The sequence below is a fragment of the Micromonospora sp. BRA006-A genome (assembly GCF_033433935.1).
In the GTDB taxonomy this organism is placed as follows: Bacteria; Actinomycetota; Actinomycetes; order Mycobacteriales; family Micromonosporaceae; genus Micromonospora; species Micromonospora aurantiaca.
Window position 1 is genome coordinate 468,006 of record NZ_JANCLW010000001.1, and the last position, 21,966, is coordinate 489,971.

Here is a 21,966-nt window from a genome sequence, read left to right on the forward strand (position 1 = left end):
CTTGACGATCGTTGCCGCCTTAGCTCAGTCGGCTAGAGCGACGCACTCGTAATGCGTAGGTCGACGGTTCGATTCCGTCAGGCGGCTCGGTACAGAAGCCCAGGTCATCGGCCTGGGCTTCGCCGTTTCCTGAAGCCCGAGCCACCTCACCGCGGCTCGGGAGGAGCGGGCGGCGCAGCTTTCCGCTCCGGCTGGCGGCGGGCCTTGCGGTACGCCCGGGGCGAGAGTCCGGTGACCCGCTTGAACGCCACGCTCAGCGCGCTCTCCGAGCCGTATCCGACGGCGCGGGCGATGGTGGCGATCGTGTCCTCGGAGCGGCGGAGCCGGTCGGCGGCCAGCTCGATCCGCCACCCGGTGAGGTATTCCAGTGGGCCGTAGCCGACCACCTGCTTGAACCGGGCGGCCAGGGTCGAGCGGGACACCGCGGCGCATCGGGCGATGGCCGCGACGGTCCACGGGCGTTCCGGGTGGGCGTGCATCGCGCGCAGGGCCGGGGCGACCGTCGGGTCGGTCAGGCCTGCCAGCCAGCCCGACGGGGTTCCATGGTCGAGGTGCAGACGCAGGATCCGGATCAGCATGACCAGCGCGAGATGGTCGGCGACCAGCCGTCCGCCCGGGCGACCTCGCCGGAGTTCGGCGTCGATCTCCCCGACCGCCCACCGGACGGTTTCCGCCTCCGGTGTCGCCGCGGGCACGTGGATGACCGGTGGAAGGCTGTCCAGCAGCAGGTCACGGGAGCGGTCGGTGAAGGAGAACGCGCCGCCGACGATGAGGACATCGTCGCCGGAGCCGGTCCGGGCCACCCCGTCGGACGCCGCTTGGAAGATCGGTCCGGCTGGTGCGGCCGGCACGTCGAGGGCGCTGGCCAGCGTGTAGTTCACCGGCCGGGTCAGGAGGAAGCAGTCGCCCGCGTCGAGGGGCACCGGCTCCGGCGCGGAGTCCACCCGCAGCAGGCAGCGTCCGCGCCGTACGGCGTTGAACTTGGCCCCGGTCGGCGGGTCGAAGCGCACCGCCCAGCGCCCGCCGGCGGTCAGGGCGGCCGAGACGTGGCTCGTCGCGCCGAGCAGGGCGAGCACGTCGTCCAGCGGATCCACCCCGTCCCCTTCCTTGGACGCACGCTGAAGAGTGGTGGACTTCAGAGTACGGACAGTCCAACGCTCGTGCTCCTAGCGTGGATGTCATGACAGAGACCAACCGACTGAGCACCCCGTTCACGGCTCGCACCACGGCGGCCGAGATCCTCGACGGCGTCGACCTCACCGGACGCCGGATGATCGTCACGGGCGGGGCCTCCGGTATCGGCACCGAGACCGTCCGGGCGCTCGCCGGCGCCGGGGCGGAGGTCACGGTCGCCACCCGCGATCCGGCCCGGGCGGAGCCGCTGGTGGCGGAGTTCGCCGGCCGGGTCCACGCCGCCGCGCTCGACCTGGCGGACCTCTCCTCGGTGGACGCGTTCCTCGCCGGCTGGGACGGTCCGCTGCACGCGCTGGTGGCGAACGCCGGGGTGATGGCGATCCCCACCCGGCAGCTCACCGCCGAGGGCTGGGAACTCCAGTTGGCGACCAACTACCTGGGCCACTTCGCGCTCGCCCGGGGCCTGCACCCGCACCTGCGGGCGGCCGGGTCGGCGCGGGTGGTGTCGGTCAGCTCCGGGGCGCACCTGCGGGAGGCATTCGACTTCGACGACCCGCAGTTCGAGCGGCAGCCGTACGACCGCTGGGCGGCATACGGCCGGTCGAAGACCGCCGCGGTCCTGCTCGTGGTGGGCATCGCGCGACGGTGGAGCGGCGACGGGATCACCGCCAACGCGCTGAACCCGGGCTTCATCACCACCCACCTCCAGCGGCACATGGATGACGAGACACTGCGCGCCTTCGGGGCGATGGACGAGGCGGGCAACCGCATCGAGCAGCCCTATTTCAAGACGACCGCCCAGGGAGCGGCGACCTCGGTGCTGCTCGCCGCGTCGCCGCTGGTCGAGGGCGTCACCGGCCGCTACTTCGACGACAACCAGGAAGTGGACGTGGTCGCCGGCGGCCCGGAGGCGACCGGCGGGGTGGCCGCCCACGCCGTCGACCCGGCCGCCGCCGACCGACTCTGGGAGTGGGCGGAGGCGGTGCTCGCGGGCCGCCGGTGACCGGTCACCGCCACCGGCGCGGCACGACGACATCAGGGTACGGCGGGTCGACGTGCTCGCCGACAACGCCGGTGGCGGCGCGACCGCTACCGGCGCCCGGCCCGCTGCCGGGCGGCCTCGTAGAGCGCCACCGTTCCGGCCGCCGCCGCGTTCAGCGAACTCGCCGCCCCCACGATCGGGATGCGTACCGTCCGGTCGCTCGCCTCCTGCCAGCCCTTGCTGAGTCCGTGCGTCTCGTTTCCGATGAGCAGGAGAGTGGGGCCGGTCAGGTCGTGCTCGGCGACATCGACGTCGCCGTGTTCGTCCGTACCGATGATCTGGACCTGCGGACGTCCGTCCGCGCGCACCGCGGTGACCCAGTCCAGGACGTCGCGGTGGCTGGCGACGCGCACCACCGGTACGGCGAACAGCGACCCGGTGCTGGCCCGGACCGCCTTCGGGTCGTACGGGTCGGCGGCGTGGCCCGTGATGATCACGCCGGACGCGCCGAAGGCGTCGGCGGAGCGGACCAGCGTGCCGATGTTGCCAGGGGTCTTGGGGCGATCGAAGACCACCACGAGCATCGCCGGGCCGACCGGGATGCGGGCCAGGTCGTCGGCGGGCTGGGCCACCACGGCGAGCAGCTCGGGCGACTCCTCCTCCTTGCCGCTCAGTTCCCGCATCAGCTCCGGCGCGAGCGCGACCCGCCGGGCGTCGGCGCGGTCGAGCAGGTCACGGCACCAGCGGGACAGCGGCTGCCGGTCCGGGTGGAGGAGGGCGCGGATCTCCCAGCCCTGCTCCAGGGCCACCGTGATCGGGCGTACCCCCTGGACCAGGAACTCCCCGGAACGTTGCCGCTTGGTGCGGTTGGTCAGCAGCGCCTGCCACTGCTGGAAGCTCGCGTTGCGGGTGGTGATCGTCAGGGTCTTCGCCACGCAGCCGATTCAACCGCATCGAGGTTCGCGACCACGCGGCGGTGAGGCGTACGACGCGGCGCGATTGTCCCGCCGAGTGACCAGCCGCTATCGTTCCCTCGCCCCCAGCCGCAGAGTTTGAGGATCGCGATGACTTCCCCGCCGTTGACGAAGGTTGCCGATCGGGAAGGTTCGCCCTCCGAGGAGCCGGGCGGTACGGCGACCGCGCGGGAGCCGGGCAGGGAGGCGACGCCGAGCCGGTTCCGGGCCGACGTCGCCGGGCTCCGGGCCGTCGCCGTGGGGCTGGTGCTGCTCTACCACGCCGGGCTGCCGTTCATCCCCGGTGGCTTCGTCGGCGTCGACGTCTTCTTCGTGATCTCCGGTTTCCTCATCACCGGGCAGCTCATCTCGGAGATCGAGCGCAGCGGTCGGGTCTCGCTCGTCGGCTTCTACGCGCGCCGGGCCAAGCGCATCCTGCCCGCCGCAACCGTGGTGCTGGCGGCCACCGCCGTCGCGGTCCGGCTGTTCGTACCCCGAAGTGAGTGGCAGGTCGTCGGCGGCGACATCGCCGCGGCGGCGACCTACATCGTGAACTGGCGGTTCGCCGACCGCGCTGTCGACTACCTGGCCGAGGACGTCGCGCCGTCGCCGGTCCAGCACTTCTGGTCGCTCGCCGTGGAGGAGCAGTTCTACCTGCTCTGGCCGCTGCTGATCGTGCTGGCCATCCTCGCCGCGCGCAAGCTCCGGCGGGCGAACGTACGGCCGGCCCTGTGGGTCGGTCTCGCGGTGCTGGCGGTGCCGTCGTTCGTCTGGTCGATCATCGAGACGGCCGACTCGCCGCAGCGGGCGTTCTTCGTCTCCACCACGCGGCTGTGGGAACTCGGGGTCGGCGCCGCCATCGCGCTGCTGGCGGTCCGCGCCGCCCGGATGCCCCGGTCCGTCGCTGTCGTCCTCGGTTGGCTCGGCCTCGCCGCGATCGTCGCGGCGGCGCTGCTGGTCAGCGGGAAGACCGCATGGCCGGGGTACGCGGCGGCGCTGCCCACGCTCGGCGCGGCGGCGGTGATCGCGGCCGGTGCGGCAGCGGGCCCCCGCGGTCCGGTGATGGTGCTCGGCACGCGTCCGTTCCAGTGGATCGGTGACCTGTCGTACTCGCTGTACCTGTGGCACTGGCCGATGCTCGTGGTGGCCGCCGCCCACTTCGGTGACCTGTCGCTGACCGAGGGCCTGCTGGTGGCGCTCGCCTCGGTGATTCCGGCCTGGATCACGTTCCGGCTGGTGGAGAACCCGCTGCGCTACTCGCGGAAGATCTCCACGTCGCCGCGTCTGGCGTTGAGCCTGGGCGGCAACTTCACGCTCGCCGGCATCTGCGCCGGCATGGTCCTGGTGCTGATGGGCGCCTGGGCCGCCGCCGCGACCACCACGAAGGGCCAGTACGCCCCGGGGGCCGCGTTGCTGTCGACAGCGCCCGGCACCGCACCGATCGGCCCGGTCCCGGAGCGGTTCGACGTGATCAAACCGGATCCGCTGCAGATCCGGCAGGGCTTCATGGACGTGCCCGACACCAACCGGGACAAGTGCTTCCAGCAGGTCGACGGCGCCGAGGTGCTGTCCTGCACGTACGGCAACCCGAACGCGTCCACCACCGTCGCGCTCGTCGGCGACTCGAAGATGGACCAGTGGCTGCCCGCGTTCCAGGTGCTGGCCGAGCAGAACGACTGGAAGATCCTGATCGCCGCGAAGGCGTCGTGCCCGTTCACCAGCGCGCCCGCGGTCCGGGCGGACGACCCGAGCAAGCTCTACACCGACTGCATCGACTGGAACCGGTCGCTGATGCGCAAACTGGTCGAGGAGCGACCCGACTACCTGGTCACCTCGCAGGGCGCGGCGCGCGCCTTCGACAGCGACGCGAAGGAGCCGACGGTCGAGGCGATGGTCGCCGGGGTCCGGTCCGCGTGGAAGAAGCTCGACGCCGTGGGCACGCAGGTCGTCGTGCTCGCCAACAACCCCGGCCCCGGCCCGGCGGTGACGTGCGCCGACAAGAACCGCAAGCGCCTGTCCCGGTGCGCGTTCGACAGGGAGCGGCACGACCAGGACCCGGCCTACCGGATGCAGCGGCAGGCGGTGTCCGGCGCGCCGAAGGTCAAGATGATCGACCTGTTCGACGCCGTCTGCCCGACCGACAGGTGCCCTGTGGTGTTCGGCAACGTGCTCATCTACCGGGGTGGCTCGCACATCGGCGCGGCGTACGTGAAGACGACAGCGCCGCACCTCGCCCGCGCCCTGTCCGACGTCGGCGTGCCGGCGCGCTTCAGCCCCGCCGGGTAGCTCGCCCGGGGTTGCGGCGCCCGGTCACGATGGCGGCGTGATCATGCGTCGGCCGCTCTGGCTCAGCCTCGCGTACGCGCTGCTGGCGGTCGCCGGTGCCGCCCTGCTCTGGCTGCCGTTCCACACCCAGTCGGCGCTCGACGACTGGGCGGTGACGCTGCGCGAGCGGGGTACGCCCGCCCGGGCGACGGTGGTCGACCAGGTGACCGAGAGCGGCGGCAACCGGAGTTCCTCGTCGAGCACCATGTACTTCAGCTACGTCGTCGAGGGCCGGACGCACGCGCAGGAGGTGCCCTGCTTCGAGGTGTGCCGGGCGGCGGGCACCGAGGTGCCGATCTGGGTCAACCCGGCGGACCCGGGCGACTTCGTCACCGACTTCGGGCAGCTCAGCGGCCATCGCGGGCGCGTGCAGGGCGTACTCGGCGTGGTCGGGCTGGTCGCCCTGGGCACCGGCGTGGTGCTGACGCTGTCCCGCATCCGGCGCGCCGCCCGACCAGGCCACGACCGCGCAGCCCGGCCGCGCAAAGACCGCGCCGTCCGGCCGCGCCGGATGGCGCCGGCACCGGTCGGAGACGGCCGCCCCTACGCCGGCCGGGGCAAACGCAAGCGAAACGTCCGGCGCTGACGCAAACGCACCGCTCGGCGCCGACGCGCTCAGCGGTAGAGCGTCTCCAGGTAGGCCGGGCCGTAGTGGCGCTCCAGGTCGGCCAGGCTCTCCGCCGGGGCCTCCACCTCCTTGATCAGCCGCGCCCGCGTCGGCAGCACGTCCGGCTGCCAGGTCTCCGGCTGCCACAGCTCGGAGCGCAGGAACGCCTTCGCGCAGTGGTAGAAGATCTGCTCGATCGCGACCTCGACGGCCAGCACCGGCCGGTGGCCCTTGACCTCCATGCCGGCGAACCACGGCGCGTCGGCGATCAGCCGGGCCCGGCCGTTGATCCGCAGCGTGTCGGTGCGGCCGGGGATCAGGAAGATCAACCCGACGTGCGGGTTGGCCAGGATGTTGCGGTAGCCGTCGGCCCGCCGGTTGCCGGGCCGCTCCGGAATCGCGATCGTGGTGTCGTCGAGCACCAGCGCGAAACCGGGCGGGTCACCCTTGGGGGAGACGTCGCAGGTGCCGTCCGCGCCGGCGGTGGCGATCAGGCAGAACGGCGAGGCGGCGAGCCACTGCCGGTCGCGTTCGTGCAGCGTACGGCGGTCCTTGGCGGCAGCGCGCGGCATCGGCGTGCCGATCAGCTCACGTAGGTCGGACTCGCTGGTGATCTCCCGGGTCGTCACGTCTTCCTCCCCCGTCCGTTGACCTTGACGGCGGTTTCGCCCCGCGACGGGCCGCGATCCGCCACTGTCAGCCTAGGAGAGCGCGTCGAGCGCCGGGTTTGCCCCCGGGGCCGGCGGGTAGGGACCGGTTCGCAGCGTGCGGCCGGACGTGACGGACGGAGGCCGAGATGGAGAGCCGGCTCAAGGTGCTCGGCCATCCCGTGCACCCGATGCTCGTGATGTTCCCGGTGGCGCTCTTCGTGACCGCCGTGATCTTCGATGTGGTGGACACCGTGGGCGGGCCCGGCTTCCTGGCCGAGGTCGCGTACTGGAACATCACCGTCGGTCTGATCGGCGGCCTGCTGGCCGCGGCGGCCGGGGCGTTCGACCTGCTCGCCCTGCCGGCCGGCACCCGCGCCAAGCGGGTCGGTGTCACCCACGCCGCCGCCAACGTGGCGGTCATCCTGCTGTTCGCCGCGGTCTGGGCGGTCCGGCTCAACGCCGACTCCCGGGCGGCCGGCGGCGCGCTGATCGCCATCGAGGTGGTCGCCCTGGCGATCCTCGGCGTGAGCGCGTGGCTCGGCGGTGAACTGGTGGACCGGCTCGGTGTCGGCGTCGACCCGGAGCACGATCTCAACGCGCCCAGCTCGCTGCGACCCCCCTCGGCGACACAGCGGATCGGAGACGCGCGATGACGGAACAGGGCGGCGGACGGGGCTGGCGCGGCCGCCAGCAGGGCTGGGATCCGATGGGCGAGCTCCAGTCGCTGCGCTCCGAACTGAGCCGGCTGGTCGGCGGACGGTCCGGCAGCCAGGACGTGGACCTGGCTGAGACGGCCGACGGCTGGGAGGTGGTCGTCCGGCTGCCCGGCGTCGCGCCGGAGGAGGTCGCCGTCGAGCTGGACGACCGGGAGCTGTGCGTCCGCGCCCGGTCGGAAGCCGAGGTGAACGCCGACCACGGCATCCCGGGCGGGTTCACCACCCGGGGCTTCGAGTACCGCGTGGACCTGCCGTCCCGCGTGGACCCGGACCGGATCGACGCGGTGATGGACCACGGCCTGCTGCGGGTGCGGCTGCCCCGGGCGACCCGGCCCGCGCCGCGCACCATCACCGTCGGCCGGACCGGCCCGCGACCGGGTGCCGACCGTACGCAGATGCCCGCCGACCCGGCCGCGGACCGGGAGCTGCACCACCCGGACACCGCGCTCGACGAGATCGACAGGCCGTAGGGGCCGCGTGACCAGCCCGTCGGGCGACTCCGACTCGCCGCGCCGCGACCTGGAGCCGTCGGTGCTCGGGCCGGTCGGCGAGCGCGTCCCTGATGTCGAGCGGATCGCCGTGCTGCGTGCCAACGCGCTCGGCGACTTCATCTTCGTGCTGCCGGCGCTCGACGCGCTGCGGTCGGCGTACCCGTCGGCGGAGATCGTGCTGCTCGGCGCGCCGTGGCACGCGGCGCTCTGGCGCGACCGGCCCGGCCCGGTGGACCGGGTGCTGGTGGTGCCGGCGGCGCCCGGCATCCGCGACCCGGGGCCCGGCGAGTCGCCGGGTGACGTCCCGGCGTTCCTGGCCGCCGCCCGCGCCGAACGGTTCGACCTGGCGTTGCAGGTGCACGGCGGCGGCGGCAACTCGAACCCGTTCGTGGCCGGGCTCGGCGCCCGGGTCACCGCCGGCCTCCGGGCCGAGGGCGCGCCGCCGCTGGACCGGTGGCTGCGCTACGTCTACTACCAGCACGAGGTGATCCGCTACCTGGAGGTCGCAGCCCTGGTCGGTGCGCCCGCCACCACCATCACCCCGGCGCTGGCGGTCACCGCCGCCGACCGGGCGGAGGCCGCCGCAGTGCTCGGCGAACCCGCCCGGCCCCGGGTCGCGCTGCACCCGGGCGCCACCGACACGCGGCGGCGCTGGCCGCCGGAACGCTTCGGCGAGGTCGCCCGCGAGCTGACCGGAGACGGGTACGAGGTGCTGGTCACCGGCACCCCCGCCGAGCAGGAGACGGTCGACGCGGTGGTGGCGGCGGCAGGGGTGCCGGTGCGTCCCCAGGTCGGCACGCTCAGCCTGGGCGCGCTCGCGGCCGCGTACGCGGACTGCGCGCTCGTGGTCTCCAACGACACCGGCCCGCTGCACCTGGCCGCCGCCGTGGGCGCGCCGACAGTCGGTGTCTTCTGGGTCGGCAACCTGATCAACGGGGCGTCGCCGCTGCGCGGGCGGCACCGCCCGATCGCCGCCTGGACCACCCACTGCCCGGTCTGCGGCGTCGACTGCACACCCGGGATCTACCCCCACCGGCCCGGCGACGGCGAGTGCCCGCACCGGGTGTCGTTCGTGGCCGACGTACCGATCGCCGAGGTGGTCGAGGCGGCCCGCGAGCTGCTCACACCTCCGCCGGCGACTCGCTGAGCACCACCTCCCACGCCTCCACGTCGCGCTCGGTGACAGTGGTCGGCGACTCCAGGTGGTACGCCCCGCTGGGCAGCACCCCGGCGCCGCCGTGGCGCTCCAGCACGGCGAGCTGCGCGGCGACGTCCTCACCCTGGTGCCGCTCGGGCAGCCGCTCCCAGAAGTCGAAGCCGCCGGCGTCGACGAGCTTGGCCCGGTCGTAGAGCACACACCCGCCGATCCAGGAGACCTTGTACGCGCGCCACTCGCCCGCCGCCAGGTTCAGCTTCTCGGTGATGTGCAGCAGGTTCGCCGCCGGGTGGATGGACGCCCGATGCCACTCCGGCGTGCCGGGCATGATCCGTTCCGGCACCGGCGGCCCGGTCCACTCCTCGTAGTGCCGGTGCGTGTCCGGGCGGACGTCGTCGGCGTACGAGAGGCCGTGCACCGCGTTGCCGACGAACCCGCAGCCCAGCTCGTCGAGCGCGGTGACCAGGCGGGACAGCGCGCCCGGCTCCAGCCACACGTCGTCGTCGAGGCAGAGCACCGCGTCGGCCGCCGACTGGGCCAGCAGGTACGACCGGTGCTCGGCCAGGCCGCGCCGGGGCAGCCGCCGGGTCAGCAGCACCGGATGCCCCCGGTGGCGCAGCGCCCGGACCATCGTGGCCGCCGCCGGATGCGCGTACGCGGGATCGCCGTCGGACTGGTCGCTGACCACCACCCCGAACCCGGGTACGCCCTCCTGAGCGGCCAGCCCGGACAGGGTGACCGCCAGTTCGGCGGGCCGGTTGCGGGTGGGGATCAGCACGTCCAGCCGCCGGTGGTGCCGGAACCGTTCGGGCGTGCCCGGGTCGAGCGGACGGGTCACGCCGGCCTGCCCTCGCCGACCGTGTCAGTGACCGGGTGGGCGCGGATCCGGTCGATGATCGCCGAGGTGGAGCGGTCCGGCACGTACCCGAGCGTGCGCACCTGCCCGCCCAGCCGCCGTACCAGCGGCGCCTCCGGCACCATCTCCGGCGGGTAGTCGCCGCCCTTGACGTAGACGTCGGGCCGGACCGCCTCGATCAGCCGGGCCGGCGAGTCCTCCTCGAAGACCACCACGTGGTCGACGCAGGCCAGCGCCGCCAGCAGGGCGATCCGGTCCTCGACCGGGTTGACCGGCCGGTCCGGGCCCTTGAGCCGGCGCACGCTGCCGTCCGAGTTGACCGCCACGATCAGCAGGTCACCGAGCGCGCGGGCCTGGGTCAGGTAGCGGACGTGCCCCGGGTGCAGCACGTCGAAGCAGCCGTTCGTGAACACCACCGACCGGCCGGCCTGCCGGTGCTCGTCCACCAGCGCGGCCAGCTCGTCGGCGCCGACCAGGGCCGGGTGCCCGCCCTCGTCCGCGCCGGTGCCGAGCGCGGCCAGCAGGTCCTGCCGCCGGCACACGCAGGTGCCGGTGTCGGCCACCGTGATGGTGGCGGCGAGCTGGGCGAGCTGGGCGGCGGTGGGCAGACCCGCATCGGCGGCGAGCGCCAGCGTCATGGCCGCCAGGTACGCGTCCCCGGCGCCCACCGCATGACTGGCCGGGACCGGGGTGCTGTGGCTGCGCCGGGGCTCGCCCTCGGCGCCACCGACCACCGCGCCCTCGGTGTCCAGGGTCACCGCCACCACGTCGGCGCCGGTGTGCGCGCGCAGCTCGGGCAGGCGCGACTCGGCCAGCACGGCCCGGTCCACGCCGGTGCCGGCCGCCGCGCTCACCGTCACGCCGGTCCCGGTGACGCTCAGGCCGTCGCCGGTCAGCGCCACCCGCTCCTCGCCCGGCATGGGCTCGCCGGTCGGGCCGGCGGGGGCCTCGGCGGCGGGCGTACCGGAGGTCGGGTGCGGGCTGCCCGGTACGCGCTCACCCGACCCGCCGGGCGCGGCGCCCACCATCAGCTCGGACGGGCCGTCGGCGTCGGCCGGATGGTTCAGGTGCACGTCGCCGCTCGGGACGGCACCCCGCTCGGCGTGCGCGAACCCGGCGGCGGCGCGGGCCAGCAGCCGGGTCGCCTCGGCGAAGCTCGGCGTCACCACGGTCGGGTTCAGTCCGCGCCAGTCGGCCAGGTCGTGCGCGTCGAGCGCCACCGTGCCGTACCGGTCGCGGTTGGCGACCAGCCAGGCGCGTACCGCCGACGGCAGCGCGCCCAGGCCGTAGTCGCAGACCACAAGCGTGAGCGGCTGACCGGCGGCCACCGCCCGCAGCTCCTCGGTGGCGCAGTGCAGCGCGGTCAGCAGGCGGGCCACGCCGTCGGCGTCCAGCCCGTCCTCCGGACCGCCGGAGTCCTCGCGGAGCAGGATCTGGTTGCCGGCGAGCATCCGCCGCTTGACCGGCGTGGGCCGGCCCGGCTGGCTCACCGTACGGTCCCAGACCGCCGCCCGGTCCAGGCAGTCGTGCAGTTCGTCGCCGGCGACGTCGGCACCGACCGGGGCGACCAGCGCAGCCCGGCCGCCGAGCGCCGCCACGTTCACCGCCGTGTTGGCGGCGCCTCCCGCCGCGGAGATCCGCCGCCGCAGGGTGAGGACCGGCGCTGGCGCCTCGCGGCAGAGCCGGTCCGACTCGGCGAACCGCCACTCGTCCAGCATGGCGTCCCCGACGACCAGCACGGGACGCTGCTGCCAGCTCGCCACCACGGTGGCGAGCCGGCGCTCTTCCGCTGCTGCTCCTGCCATGCCCCTGCGGATCCCCCCGGGCCGTCGGGCCAAACGCGACGCGGGCCACCCGATGCGTCCGGTTTCGCGGCATCGGGCGAGGGAACCGTCTCAGACATACCCCGGAGAGGAGAGAACAGCATGGCAGCGACACTTCAGGGCAAGCGCATCGCCTTCCTGGCCGCCGACGGCGTCGAGGAGGTCGAGTACACCAAGCCCCGGGAGGCGGTGGAGAACGCCGGCGCCCAGGTCGAGCTGGTCTCCATCGAGTCCGGCACGATCCAGGCCTTCAACCACCTCGACCACGGCAAGCAGTACCAGGTCGACGTCACCACCAAGGAGGCGGACGCCGGGGCGTACGACGCCCTGGTCCTGCCCGGTGGCGTGGCGAACCCCGACTTCCTGCGGACGGACCCGGAGGCGGTCCGGTTCGTCAAGGCGTTCTTCGACGCCGGCAAGCCGGTCGGCGTGATCTGCCACGGCCCGTGGACGCTCGTCGAGGCCGACGTGGTGCGGGGCCGCACCATCACCTCCTGGCCGAGCCTGCGCACGGACCTCACAAACGCCGGCGCGAACTGGGTCGACCAGGAGGTCGTCACCGACAACGGGCTGGTCAGCAGCCGCAAGCCGGACGACCTGCCGGCGTTCTGCGCGAAGATCGTCGAGGAGTTCGCCGAGGGGCGACACGCCGCCCGCTGAAACTCGTACGCCCACCGGGGGCATGATCCGCCCCCGGTGGGATAGGAAGCGGGATGACCGCCCAGGCCGCCCGTCCCGCGTTGCCCGCCCGACAGATCCGCCTGCTGATGTTCGGTCTGATGACCGGCATGCTGCTGGCGGCGCTGGACCAGACCATCGTCGGCACCGCGTTGCCGACCATCGTCGGCGAACTGGGCGGCATCAACCACTACTCGTGGGTGGTCACCGCGTACCTGCTGGCCTCGACCGCATCGACGCCGCTGTACGGCAAGATGGCCGACCTGTACGGGCGCCGGCCGGTCTTCCTGTTCTCCATCGGGATGTTCCTGCTCGGCTCGCTGCTGGCCGGGCTGTCGCAGGACATGACCCAGCTGATCGTCACGCGGGGCGTGCAGGGCCTGGGCGCGGGTGGCCTGATGACGCTGGCGTTCACCATCATCTCGGACGTGGTGTCGCCCCGGGAGCGCGGCCGCTACCAGGGGCTGTTCGGCGCGGTGTTCGGCGTGTCGTCGGTGGCCGGTCCGCTCGTCGGCGGCTACTTCGCGGAGAACAACTGGCGGTGGATCTTCTACATCAACGTGCCGCTGGCGATCCTCGCCATCGTGGTCTGCTGGCACGTGATGCGGCTGGTGCCGTTCGAGCGCCGGGAGCACACGGTCGACTGGATCGGGGCGGCGCTGCTGGTCGCCGGCGTGAGCTGCCTGCTGCTGGCGCTGAGCTGGGGCGGCGCCGAGTACGCCTGGGGTTCCGGCGTGATCGTCGGGCTGTTCGCCGCGGGCGCGGTGCTGGGCGTGCTGTTCGTCGTCCAGGAGGCCCGGACCAAGGAGCCGATCCTGCCGCTGCGGCTGTTCCGCAGCGCCACGTTCGCGCTCGCCAACGGTGCGGGTTTCGTGCTCGGTCTGGTGATGTTCGGGTCGATCATCTTCATCCCGCTCTACCTCCAGATCGTCAAGGGCGCCTCGCCGACCCGAAGCGGTCTGCTGATGCTGCCGATGATGGCCGGCGTCATCGTCACCTCGGTGCTCACCGGCCGGGCGATGAGCCGGATCGGCAGGTACAAGTGGTTCCCGGTGGCCGGTGCGGCCGTGCTGGTGGCCGGCATGCTGCTGTTCCAGCAGCTCCAGGTGGGCACCTCGCTCTGGCTCGCGTTCGGCTACATGGTGGTGATCGGCGTCGGGCTGGGCCTGTGCATGCAGTCGCTGATCCTGGCCGTGCAGAACGCGGTGAGCGTCCGCGACCTGGGCGCGGGCACCTCGTCGGCGACGTTCTTCCGGTCGCTCGGCGGCTCGTTCGGCGTGGCCATCCTCGGCGCGGTGCTGTCGTCCCGGCTCACGTCGGAGATGTCCGCGCGGCTGCCGGGTGCGCTGGCGCAACTCCCGCCGGAGCAGCGGGCCGCGGTGACTGCCGGTGGGGACTTCTCGATCAACGACCCGGCGGCGATCCTCGCCCTGCCCGCCCCGGTACGCGCCGCCGTCCAGGCCGCGTTCGTCGAGTCGCTGCACCTGGTCTTCCTGACCACCGGGCTGATCGCCGTGATCGCCGTGCTGGTCACGCTGGCCATGCCGAACCTTCAGTTGCGCGGCACCGGCCCGCAGGGCGCCACCGGCGGCGCCGACCCGCTCGGCGGGAAGGCGCCCGCGCCGGGCGGCAAGCCGCTGACCAAGGAGTCGAAGGACGAGGCCGCCGCCGACATGGAGGCGAAGTCGCAGACGATGCTGTGACCGGCGGCTACTTGAGGATCAGCCGGTTGGTCTGCTCGAACACGTCCAGGTCGGCGAGCGTCTCGTGCACGCTCGACGACAGCGGGTGCGGGAAGTCGGCCGGGTGGAAGAACCCGGAGTCGGTGGTCTCGTCGGTGAACCGGGCCAGCTCGCCGTCCCACTCGTCGACCCGGAACGCCGTGGTGAAGACCTGGTACGTGTGCCCGTACATGTTGGTGTGGGTGCGATCCGGGCCGGTGTAGAGCGCGAACGCGCTGACCCGCAGCGCCCGCAGCCCGGTCTCCTCCCGGACCTCCCGGACCGCGCAGTCGGCGATCGACTCGCCGAGCTCCATGGCACCGGCCGGCAACGCCCACTGGCCGTTGTCGGAACGCTGGATCAGCAGCACCCGGGCGGCGTTGTCGCGCACCACGGCGCGTGCGCCGACGAACATCAGGGTGCGGTCACCGGCCAGGGCACGTAGCTGCCCCACGTACGAGTCGGCCCACGAGATGCTCACCCCGGACAATCTACGCATCATCCGTGATCACCTCGGCGATTCCGGGGGGTTCCGCAGATGTGACCGCCGCCACTACGTTGTGACCCATGCGTAGCACGATGATGGATGCCCCTCTCCAGGTCGCCCGGATCCTCGAACACGGCTCCACCGTGCACGGCGCGGCGGAGGTGGTCACCTGGACCGGCGCCGAACCACGCCGGATGACGTACGCGGAGGTCGGCCGCGCCGCGGCCCGGCTGGCCCACGCGCTGCGCGACGAGTGCGGGGTGACCGGCGACGAGCGGGTCGGCACGTTCATGTGGAACAACAACGAGCACCTGGTGGCGTACTTCGCCGTGCCGAGCATGGGCGCGGTGCTGCACACGCTCAACATCCGGCTCTTCCCCGACCAGGTCGCCTACATCGCCAACCACGCGCAGGACCGGGTGGTCCTCGTCGACAGCACGCTCATCCCGCTGCTCGCCCGGGTGATCGGCGAGATGACCACCGTGTCGCACGTGGTGGTGGTCGGCGGCGGTGACCCGGCCCCGCTGCTCGCCGCGGCCGGTGACCGGATCACCGTGCACCACTGGGACGCGCTGCTGGCCGACCGTCCGGACCACTTCGACTGGCCGGAGGTGGACGAGCGCGACGCCGCGGCGCTCTGCTACACCTCCGGGACCACCGGCAACCCCAAGGGCGTCGCCTACTCGCACCGCTCGATCTACCTGCACTCGCTCCAGGTCTGCATGCCGGAGGGCTTCGGGCTCGGCCCGAACGACAGGGAGCTGGCCATCGTGCCGATGTTCCACGCGATGTCGTGGGGCCTGCCGTACGCGGCGTTCCTCTCCGGCGCGTCGCTGATCATGCCGGACCGGTTCCTCCAGGCCGAGCCGATCGCCGCGATGATCGCCGCCGAGCGACCCACGCTCGCCGGCGCGGTGCCGACCATCTGGACCGACCTGCTGGCCTACCTGGACGCGCACGAGGTGGACCTCTCCTCGCTGAAGGAGGTCATCGTCGGTGGTTCGGCCTGCCCGCCGGCGCTGATGCACGCGTTCCACGACCGCTACGGCATCGACGTCATCCACGCCTGGGGCATGACCGAGATGTCGCCGCTGGGCTCGGTCTCCCGGGCACCGGCCGGCGCGACCGGCGACGACGCCTGGCGCTACCGCTACACGCAGGGCCGCGTCCCGGCGGGCGTGACCGCGCGGATCGTCGGCCCGGCCGGCGAGCCGCTGCCGGCCGACGGGACGTCGGTGGGGGAGCTGGAGGTACGCGGGCCGTGGGTGACCGCCCGCTACATCGGCGACGACGCCCCGGACGAGGAGAAGTTCCGGGACGGCTGGCTGCGGACCGGTGACGTCGGCACGCTCTCACCGGACGGCTACATCACGCTCACCGACCGCGCCAAGGACGTGATCAAGTCGGGCGGGGAGTGGATCTCCTCGGTCGAGCTGGAGAACGCCCTGATGGCGCACCCGGCGGTGCTGGAGGCGTGCGTGGTGGGCGTACCGGACGAGCGCTGGGACGAGCGGCCGCTGGCCACCGTGGTGGTCCGCGAGGGCGCCTCGGTGACGGCGGAGGAGCTGCGGGACTTCCTCGCCGGCTCGGTGGCCCGCTGGCAACTGCCGGAGCGGTGGGCGTTCATCGACGCGGTGCCGAAGACCAGCGTCGGCAAGTTCGACAAGAAGGTGGTGCGCTCGCGGTACGCCGACGGCGGCCTCGACGTGCGGGAACTGACCGCGTCGTAACGTTTCGCGGCGTACCGTCGCCTACACGGGTAGGACGCGTTCCCAACGGACATTCCTCCCAGAGGGCGGCCCCGGCGTTCGCACCGCGCCGGGGCCGCCCGTCCGTTACGGGGTGACCCGCACCGTCATTGTTGCGAAACTTGTTCGCGTCTGTCCGGCTGTCGGGGAAATCCGGTCGCCTACTCGTCGGCGGTGCTCACCAGCACCTTTCCCACCACGCTGTCCTGCACCGCCTGCTGCGCGGCCGCGGCCTCCGCCAGCGGATACCGGTGCAGCGGCAGGCCCGCCTCCTCGCCGACCCGGATCGCGCCCTGCGCCACCGCCGCCGCGATGTCCGTGACCGCCTGCGCCTTCGCCACCTTCGGCGCGGTGTAGATCAGCACGAACTGCCAGCGCGCGTTCGGGCCCATCAGCGGCCGGATCGGCAACGTCACCTCGTCGCCGCCGTCGTCGGCGTACACGCAGACCGCCCCGCCGGTACGCAACATCCGGACGTCGGCGGCGGCGTTGCGGGCGGCGGACACCTCGACGATCGTGTGCACCCCGTCGGGCGCGACCTTGCGGACCTCCTCGACCACGTCCTGTTCGCGATAGTTGATCACGAAGCTGGCGCCGGCCGCCGCCGCGAGCTGCGCCTTCTCCGGGCTGCTTACCGTGGTGATCACGCACGCGTCGGCCCAGCGGGCGAGCTGGATCGCCGCGTTGCCCACCGCGCCCGCACCGCCCTGCACCAGCACCACGTGGTCGCTCAACGCACCCGCGTGCAACTTGTCCGGCATGAACTCACCGGCGGTCAGGCAGCGGTGCGCGGTCATGAACGGGATGCCCAGCGCCGCGCCCAGGTCGAACGAGGCCGGACCGAGCGGCACCGCGTGCCGGACCGGCACCAGCGTGTACTCGGCGGCGGTGCCCCACGGCCGCTGCCACGCCGCCTCCCACACCCAGACCCGCTCACCGATCAGCGTCCGGTCCACGCCCTCGCCGACCGCCTCGACCACCCCCGCGCCGTCCTGGTGCGGGATCTGCCAGCCGGCCGGCAGCGGCCACGCCTGGCGGGCCTTCCAGTCGGTCGGGTTCACCCCCGACACGGCCATCCGGACCAGCACCTCGCCCGGTCCGGGTTCCGGCACCGGCCGCTCCACCACCTGGAGCACCGAGGCGTCCCCGCTGCGCTCGTACACGATCGCCTTCATCGCCGTCCCTCCGCCGTCCTTCCGGGTGCGCTACCCGGCAGCCGCCCGAACATGCGGCCCCGGGCACACCCGGCCACCGTACGACGGCTCGTCAGGCGGCCGGCTTGAGCACGACCTTCGAGTAGCCCGGCTCGCGGCGGTCGAAGCGCTGGTACGCCTCCGGCGCCGCGTCCAGCGGCAACTCCTTGCTCACCACGAAGCTCGGGGTCGCCCGCCCCGCCGTGATCAGGTTCCGCAGGTACGCGTTGTAGGTCTTCACGTTCGCCTGCCCGGTGCCGATCCGCAGGCCCTTCTCGAACAGCTTGCCCACCTTGAACAGCAGCTCACCCCGGGCGGAGTGCTCGTCCGGGGCGCCCGGGTCCGCCGAGAGGTAGAGCCCGACCACGCCGATCGCCCCGGTCGCGCGCACCACCTCCACGAGCGTGTTCAGCACCAGCGCCGGCTGCTCCTCGCCGCTGGGCGCGGACGCCTGGTATCCCACCGCGTCCACGCCGTGATCGGTCCCCACCCCGGCGGTCCGGTCCCGGATCTGCTCGACCGGGTCGCCCGAGCTGAAGTCGATCGCTGTGGCGCCGATCGACTCGGCCAGCCGCAGCCGGTCCGGCACCCGGTCCACCACGAACACCTCGGACGCCCCGATCAGCACCGCCGAGTACGCGGCCATCAGCCCGACCGGCCCGCCGCCCATCACTGTCAGGTTCTCGCCCGGCCGCAGCCCGGTCATCGCCACGCCGTGATAGCCGGTCGGGAAGATGTCGGCGAGCATCGCGTAGTCGTTCTCGTGGTCGGTGCCCGGCGGCAGCTTCAGGCAGTTGAAGTCGGCGAACGGCACCCGCAGGTACTCCGCCTGCCCACCCCGGTACGGCCCCATCGACACGTAGCCGTACGCGCCGCCGGCGAAGCCCGGGTTCACCGTCAGGCAGAACCCGGTGCGCTGCTCCCGGCAGTTGCGGCAGAACCCGCACGCCACGTTGAACGGCATCGAGACCCGGTCACCCACGCGCAGGATCGTCACGCCCGGCCCGGTCTCGACGATCACGCCCATGTTCTCGTGGCCGAACACGATGCCCGGCTCCGCGGCCGTCCGCCCCTCGTACATGTGCAGGTCCGAACCGCAGATCGCGGTCGTCGTGACCTGGACGACCACGTCGTTCGGATCCTCGATCCGCGGATCGTCGACCTCGTTGACGGCCACCTCGTGCGGCCCCTCGTACACCACAGCCCTCATGTCACCGACCGTAGGCCGGGGTGGTGGCGGCGGGTGGGTGGTTCAGTCGATCCCCGCCACCACCTCGGGCGTGAGCGCGCCGATGGACGGGAGCAGCACGGCCGCGAGCGCCTCGGCGTCCGGGTCGAGCGGGTACGACGCGTGCGGCACCGCCACCACACGGCACCCGGCGGCGGCCGCCGAGCGGACCCCGTTCGACGAGTCCTCCACCGCCACGCACCGCGCCGGGTCGACGCCCAGCCGCTGCGCCACCGCGAGCCACACGTCGGGCGCGGGCTTGCCCCGGGCGGTCTCCTCGGTCGACAGCGTCGCGCCGAACGCGCCGGCCAGGCCCGTCGCGTCCAGCGCCGCCGCGATCAGCCGGGTCGGTGAGGAACTGGCCAGCCCCAGCGGCCACCGCGCGGCTATGCGGCGCACGACCGCGTCCGCGCCGTCGATCAGCGGTACGCGCTGCGCGTACCGCCGGGCCATCTCGGTCACCACCTCGGTGGCGACCTGCTCGGCCGACCTGTCGACGCCCAGCTCACCGCTCAGGTAGGCGGCCCACTCGCCGGTGCTCATGCCCATCAGCCGGCGCTGCGTGTCCGGCTGCCAGACGCCGCCGTGCTCGGCCACGTACGACCGCCGGACCTCCTCCCACACCGGCTCGGAGTCCACGATCACGCCGTCCAGGTCGAAGAGCACCGCGTCCACCACGTGACCATCCTGCCGGACGCCCGCGATCACGTCAGGAACGGCGCCCACTCCCGCACCCGGGTGACCTCCACGCCGGGCGTGGTGAAGTACGGGTCGGCGGCGAGCACACGGTCCAGCTCCGATCGGTCCGGTACGTCGAAGACGAGCACGGCGCCGGAGTCGTCGGCCAGCGGCCCGGACATCCGGACGACGCCCTTCTCGTGCAGCGCGGTGAGGAGCGCGCGGTGGGCGGGGCGGGCGGCGAGCCGCTCCGGTGCTTCGGTGAACGCAAGCTCCACGATCCACATGTCCGGCAGGCTACGCGCTCCGCCCGCTCAGCGTGGTGCCCGGGCCGCCGCGTCCGTGGCGACCCCGCGCTGAGCCGGAAGGCCGATCGGCGCCTTGGCCGGGATGATCGTGCGGCAGCGCGTCGCGATCGGTTCCAGCAGCTCCCGCAGCCGGGCGGTACGCTCCGCGCCCAGCGCCCGCCACGGACCCGCCGCGGCACGGTCGGTGGCCTCCTCGACCACGCGGAACGTCTCCGTGGCGTACGGCGTGGGGTCCATGTCGTCGGTCAGCCAGCCCTTGTCCACCAGGCGCTGCTCGGCGGCGGTCCACTGCTCGTCGGTCCAGCCCCGGGCCGGCTGGTGGAACTCGCGCGACTGGTCGACCCGGCACCGCCAGGCCACCACCTCGACCGGTTCCAGGCCCGTGGTCACCAGCGCCGCCACGTGACCGTCGCCCCGGTGCTCGCGCAGCGTCGCGGCGGCCTGCCAGAGCCGGGCCAGCGGGTACTCGCCCCGGGGCAGGGCGGCGTTCACCGCGCCGAGCACCCGCCCGGCCGTGTCCACCAGCCCGGCCGCCTCCTCCAGCAGGTCGGCGGCCTCGACCAGGTGCGCCTCGGGCAGCTCGTAGGTGAACTCGGCGAGCGCCTGCACGCCTCCGGTGAGCCGGGCCCGCAGCGCCTCCTCCGGGGTGGCCAGGCGCCACACCGACGGCAGCGCGCGGGCCACCATGGCCGGCGCGAAGCTGAAGAAGGCGGCGGTCACCGCCGGCGCGTCGACCGGCCCGAGCGGCGCGGCCCGGCCGGCGAAGTAGCCGCGCCAGTAGCCCCGCAGCCCGACCGCCTCGAACGCGGCCCGGGCCCGGGGGTGGAAGTAGGTCACCGCGTGGACCGGCTCGTAGAGCGTCCACATCTGCCGGGTCACCCCGGCCTCGTCCAGCGCCGCCACGTGCACCTCCGCGTCGGTGGGCAGGTCACCACGGACGGACGTGCCGCCCGTGGTGACCATGAACCTACTGCCGCTGGGTGACCGGGCGGAAGCCCGGAGTGATCTACTGCGCAGCCAGCACGTCGACGACGAAGCGCAGCGGGCCGGCCGGACGACCGCCCGCGGCGTCGTTGCCGTACGCCAGCTCGGCCGGGAGGTCCAGCTGGACCCGGCTGCCCACCGGCACGCCGACCAGGCCCTGGTCCCAGCCCTTGATGACCTGGCCCACGCCGATCTGGAAGGTGGCCGGCTGGCCGCTGTCCCAGGACGCGTCGAACTGCTTGCCGTCCTTGTAGAAGACACCCACGTAGTTCGTGGTGATGTTCTGACCCGCCTTCACCGCCGGCCCGGTGCCCTTGACGATCGTGGTGACCGTGAGCTTCTTCAGCTCGCCGGTGCCGGCCTGCACTGTCGGCTTGGTCTTCAGCGCCGGGTCGAAGCCGGCGGGCAGCTCCGGAGCGGGCGCCGCGGTGGGCTCGGCCGGCGCGGTGGGGCTGGCCGAGGAGCCGGCGGTGGACGTCTTGTCGTCGTCCCCGCTGTTCAGCCAGACCAGGCCGCCGACCAGGGCCACCACCGCGAGCACGCCGACCGCCGCGCCGAGGATCGACTGCCGGCGGCGACGCGCCTCGGCTGCCTTCTTCTCGGCCAGCTGGGCGGCCAGCCGCCGCTGTGCCTTGGTGGCCGGGGCCTGGCCCGCCGACCGGTTCTCCACACGCTCGCTCACGTCGACTCCCTGCAGGGTGGGTGGGTGCGCCCCCGGCGGGCCGCCGCCGAGGCCAGCGCACACGGTACCCGCCCGGAGCCCCAGCGTGCCCATACGGCCGCCACGATCAGGACACGATGCCCGATACGGGGGCACCGCACGGGGTACGTTCCGACCATGGCGATCCTCAGCGAAGAAGACCTGACCCTGCTCGGCGAGCCGCAGCTCGCGCACGTGGCGACGATCGAGGCCGACGGCACCCCGCACGTCACCCCGGTCTGGGTCGACACCGACGGCGAGCACATCGTGTTCAACACGGCCAAGGGCCGGCAGAAGTACCTGAACATGTCCCGTAACCCGGTGGTCGCGGTGTCGGTGGCGGACAAGGCCGACGACTTCCGCACGCTCTGGATCAAGGGCACCGTCGAGTTCGTCACCGAGGGCGCCGACGAGCACATCGACCGGATGGCGAAGAAGTACCTCGGCCAGGACACCTACCCCTGGCGCCGGCCCGGCGAGGAGCGCGTCATCGTCCGCGTCACCCCGACCGAGAAGCTCGGCCGCGGCTGAACGGCGGAGCCCCGCCC

At 73.2% G+C, this 21,966-nt stretch carries 22 protein-coding genes and 1 tRNA gene; 11 read left to right on the forward strand and 12 right to left on the reverse strand.

Annotated features, from left to right (window positions below):
* The first annotated feature begins 13 nt into the window (after positions 1 to 13).
* Positions 14 to 87 (forward strand) — tRNA-Thr (locus NMK34_RS02360).
* Between the two features lie 59 nt (positions 88 to 146).
* Here the strand turns inward: NMK34_RS02360 and NMK34_RS02365 are convergent.
* Positions 147 to 1,094, reverse strand: coding sequence for an AraC family transcriptional regulator (locus tag NMK34_RS02365; protein WP_318332025.1), 948 nt, complete (start codon positions 1,092 to 1,094; stop codon positions 147 to 149).
* A gap of 86 nt (positions 1,095 to 1,180) precedes the next feature.
* Here NMK34_RS02365 and NMK34_RS02370 point away from each other — a divergent pair, with 86 nt between their 5' ends.
* The gene (locus NMK34_RS02370) at positions 1,181 to 2,137 is read left to right on the forward strand and encodes an SDR family NAD(P)-dependent oxidoreductase (protein ID WP_318332026.1); all 957 of its coding nucleotides are present in this window, start codon (positions 1,181 to 1,183) and stop codon (positions 2,135 to 2,137) included.
* Between the two features lie 86 nt (positions 2,138 to 2,223).
* Here the strand turns inward: NMK34_RS02370 and NMK34_RS02375 are convergent, their stop codons facing one another.
* Complete coding sequence (locus NMK34_RS02375) at positions 2,224 to 3,051, reverse strand: TrmH family RNA methyltransferase (RefSeq protein WP_318332027.1); 828 nt, start codon at positions 3,049 to 3,051, stop codon at positions 2,224 to 2,226.
* Between the two features lie 129 nt (positions 3,052 to 3,180).
* Between NMK34_RS02375 and NMK34_RS02380 the strand changes: the two genes are divergently transcribed.
* Both NMK34_RS02380 and NMK34_RS02385 read left to right on the forward strand, forming a co-directional pair.
* On the forward strand, positions 3,181 to 5,355 hold the full coding sequence (locus NMK34_RS02380; RefSeq protein ID WP_318332028.1) for an acyltransferase family protein: 2,175 nt from the start codon (positions 3,181 to 3,183) through the stop codon (positions 5,353 to 5,355).
* Positions 5,356 to 5,398: 43 nt separating this feature from the next.
* Positions 5,399 to 5,980, forward strand: a complete 582-nt coding sequence (locus NMK34_RS02385; protein ID WP_318336254.1) for a DUF3592 domain-containing protein — start codon at positions 5,399 to 5,401, stop codon at positions 5,978 to 5,980.
* Between the two features lie 29 nt (positions 5,981 to 6,009).
* Here the strand turns inward: NMK34_RS02385 and NMK34_RS02390 are convergent, their stop codons facing one another.
* A complete protein-coding gene (locus tag NMK34_RS02390) occupies positions 6,010 to 6,630 on the reverse strand; it encodes a pyridoxamine 5'-phosphate oxidase family protein (RefSeq protein WP_318332029.1) in 621 nt (206 codons plus the stop codon).
* Positions 6,631 to 6,797: 167 nt separating this feature from the next.
* Here NMK34_RS02390 and NMK34_RS02395 point away from each other — a divergent pair, with 167 nt between their 5' ends.
* From NMK34_RS02395 to NMK34_RS02405, 3 genes are read left to right on the forward strand one after another with little or no spacing between them, the layout of a single operon-like run.
* A complete protein-coding gene (locus NMK34_RS02395; protein WP_318332030.1) occupies positions 6,798 to 7,304 on the forward strand; it encodes a DUF2231 domain-containing protein in 507 nt (168 codons plus the stop codon).
* Positions 7,301 to 7,837 carry an Hsp20/alpha crystallin family protein gene (locus NMK34_RS02400; RefSeq protein WP_318332031.1) on the forward strand — a complete coding sequence of 179 codons (537 nt, stop codon included), beginning with the start codon at positions 7,301 to 7,303 and terminating at the stop codon, positions 7,835 to 7,837. The genes NMK34_RS02395 and NMK34_RS02400 overlap by 4 nt, the downstream gene beginning before the upstream one ends.
* A gap of 7 nt (positions 7,838 to 7,844) precedes the next feature.
* The gene (locus NMK34_RS02405; RefSeq protein ID WP_318332032.1) at positions 7,845 to 9,005 is read left to right on the forward strand and encodes a glycosyltransferase family 9 protein; all 1,161 of its coding nucleotides are present in this window, start codon (positions 7,845 to 7,847) and stop codon (positions 9,003 to 9,005) included.
* Here the strand turns inward: NMK34_RS02405 and NMK34_RS02410 are convergent.
* Together NMK34_RS02410 and rfaE2 are read right to left on the reverse strand one after the other, a co-directional pair.
* Positions 8,980 to 9,852: a glycosyltransferase family A protein gene (locus NMK34_RS02410; protein WP_318332033.1), complete on the reverse strand. Its 873-nt coding sequence runs from the start codon at positions 9,850 to 9,852 to the stop codon at positions 8,980 to 8,982. The two genes, NMK34_RS02405 and NMK34_RS02410, sit on opposite strands and share 26 nt — an antisense overlap.
* A complete protein-coding gene (gene rfaE2, locus NMK34_RS02415) occupies positions 9,849 to 11,675 on the reverse strand; it encodes a D-glycero-beta-D-manno-heptose 1-phosphate adenylyltransferase (RefSeq protein ID WP_318332034.1) in 1,827 nt (608 codons plus the stop codon). Before rfaE2 ends, NMK34_RS02410 begins: the two co-directional genes overlap by 4 nt.
* A 120-nt stretch (positions 11,676 to 11,795) precedes the next feature.
* Between rfaE2 and NMK34_RS02420 the strand changes: the two genes are divergently transcribed.
* Both NMK34_RS02420 and NMK34_RS02425 read left to right on the forward strand, forming a co-directional pair.
* A complete protein-coding gene (locus NMK34_RS02420; RefSeq protein ID WP_114919317.1) occupies positions 11,796 to 12,353 on the forward strand; it encodes a type 1 glutamine amidotransferase domain-containing protein in 558 nt (185 codons plus the stop codon).
* Positions 12,354 to 12,406: 53 nt separating this feature from the next.
* A complete protein-coding gene (locus NMK34_RS02425) occupies positions 12,407 to 14,074 on the forward strand; it encodes an MDR family MFS transporter (RefSeq protein WP_318332035.1) in 1,668 nt (555 codons plus the stop codon).
* A gap of 7 nt (positions 14,075 to 14,081) precedes the next feature.
* Here the strand turns inward: NMK34_RS02425 and NMK34_RS02430 are convergent, their stop codons facing one another.
* The gene (locus NMK34_RS02430) at positions 14,082 to 14,573 is read right to left on the reverse strand and encodes an NUDIX domain-containing protein (RefSeq protein ID WP_018785677.1); all 492 of its coding nucleotides are present in this window, start codon (positions 14,571 to 14,573) and stop codon (positions 14,082 to 14,084) included.
* Positions 14,574 to 14,659: 86 nt separating this feature from the next.
* Here NMK34_RS02430 and NMK34_RS02435 point away from each other — a divergent pair, with 86 nt between their 5' ends.
* Positions 14,660 to 16,309, forward strand: a complete 1,650-nt coding sequence (locus tag NMK34_RS02435; RefSeq protein ID WP_123109972.1) for a fatty acid--CoA ligase — start codon at positions 14,660 to 14,662, stop codon at positions 16,307 to 16,309.
* Between the two features lie 179 nt (positions 16,310 to 16,488).
* Here the strand turns inward: NMK34_RS02435 and NMK34_RS02440 are convergent, their stop codons facing one another.
* The 6 genes from NMK34_RS02440 to NMK34_RS02465 all read right to left on the reverse strand — a co-directional run bounded on the left by NMK34_RS02440 (position 16,489) and on the right by NMK34_RS02465 (position 21,493).
* A complete protein-coding gene (locus NMK34_RS02440) occupies positions 16,489 to 17,502 on the reverse strand; it encodes an NADPH:quinone reductase (RefSeq protein WP_318332036.1) in 1,014 nt (337 codons plus the stop codon).
* 91 nt (positions 17,503 to 17,593) lie between these two features.
* The gene (locus NMK34_RS02445; protein ID WP_318332037.1) at positions 17,594 to 18,730 is read right to left on the reverse strand and encodes a glutathione-independent formaldehyde dehydrogenase; all 1,137 of its coding nucleotides are present in this window, start codon (positions 18,728 to 18,730) and stop codon (positions 17,594 to 17,596) included.
* A gap of 42 nt (positions 18,731 to 18,772) precedes the next feature.
* The gene (locus NMK34_RS02450) at positions 18,773 to 19,426 is read right to left on the reverse strand and encodes an HAD family phosphatase (protein WP_318332038.1); all 654 of its coding nucleotides are present in this window, start codon (positions 19,424 to 19,426) and stop codon (positions 18,773 to 18,775) included.
* A 26-nt stretch (positions 19,427 to 19,452) separates the two neighbouring features.
* Positions 19,453 to 19,713: a YciI family protein gene (locus NMK34_RS02455; RefSeq protein WP_318332039.1), complete on the reverse strand. Its 261-nt coding sequence runs from the start codon at positions 19,711 to 19,713 to the stop codon at positions 19,453 to 19,455.
* A 27-nt stretch (positions 19,714 to 19,740) separates the two neighbouring features.
* Positions 19,741 to 20,601, reverse strand: a complete 861-nt coding sequence (locus tag NMK34_RS02460) for an SCO6745 family protein (protein WP_318336255.1) — start codon at positions 20,599 to 20,601, stop codon at positions 19,741 to 19,743.
* Positions 20,602 to 20,740: 139 nt separating this feature from the next.
* A complete protein-coding gene (locus tag NMK34_RS02465; protein ID WP_318332040.1) occupies positions 20,741 to 21,493 on the reverse strand; it encodes an FKBP-type peptidyl-prolyl cis-trans isomerase in 753 nt (250 codons plus the stop codon).
* Between the two features lie 63 nt (positions 21,494 to 21,556).
* Between NMK34_RS02465 and NMK34_RS02470 the strand changes: the two genes are divergently transcribed.
* Positions 21,557 to 21,949, forward strand: a complete 393-nt coding sequence (locus tag NMK34_RS02470) for a PPOX class F420-dependent oxidoreductase (protein ID WP_318332041.1) — start codon at positions 21,557 to 21,559, stop codon at positions 21,947 to 21,949.
* Positions 21,950 to 21,966 lie beyond the last annotated feature (17 nt).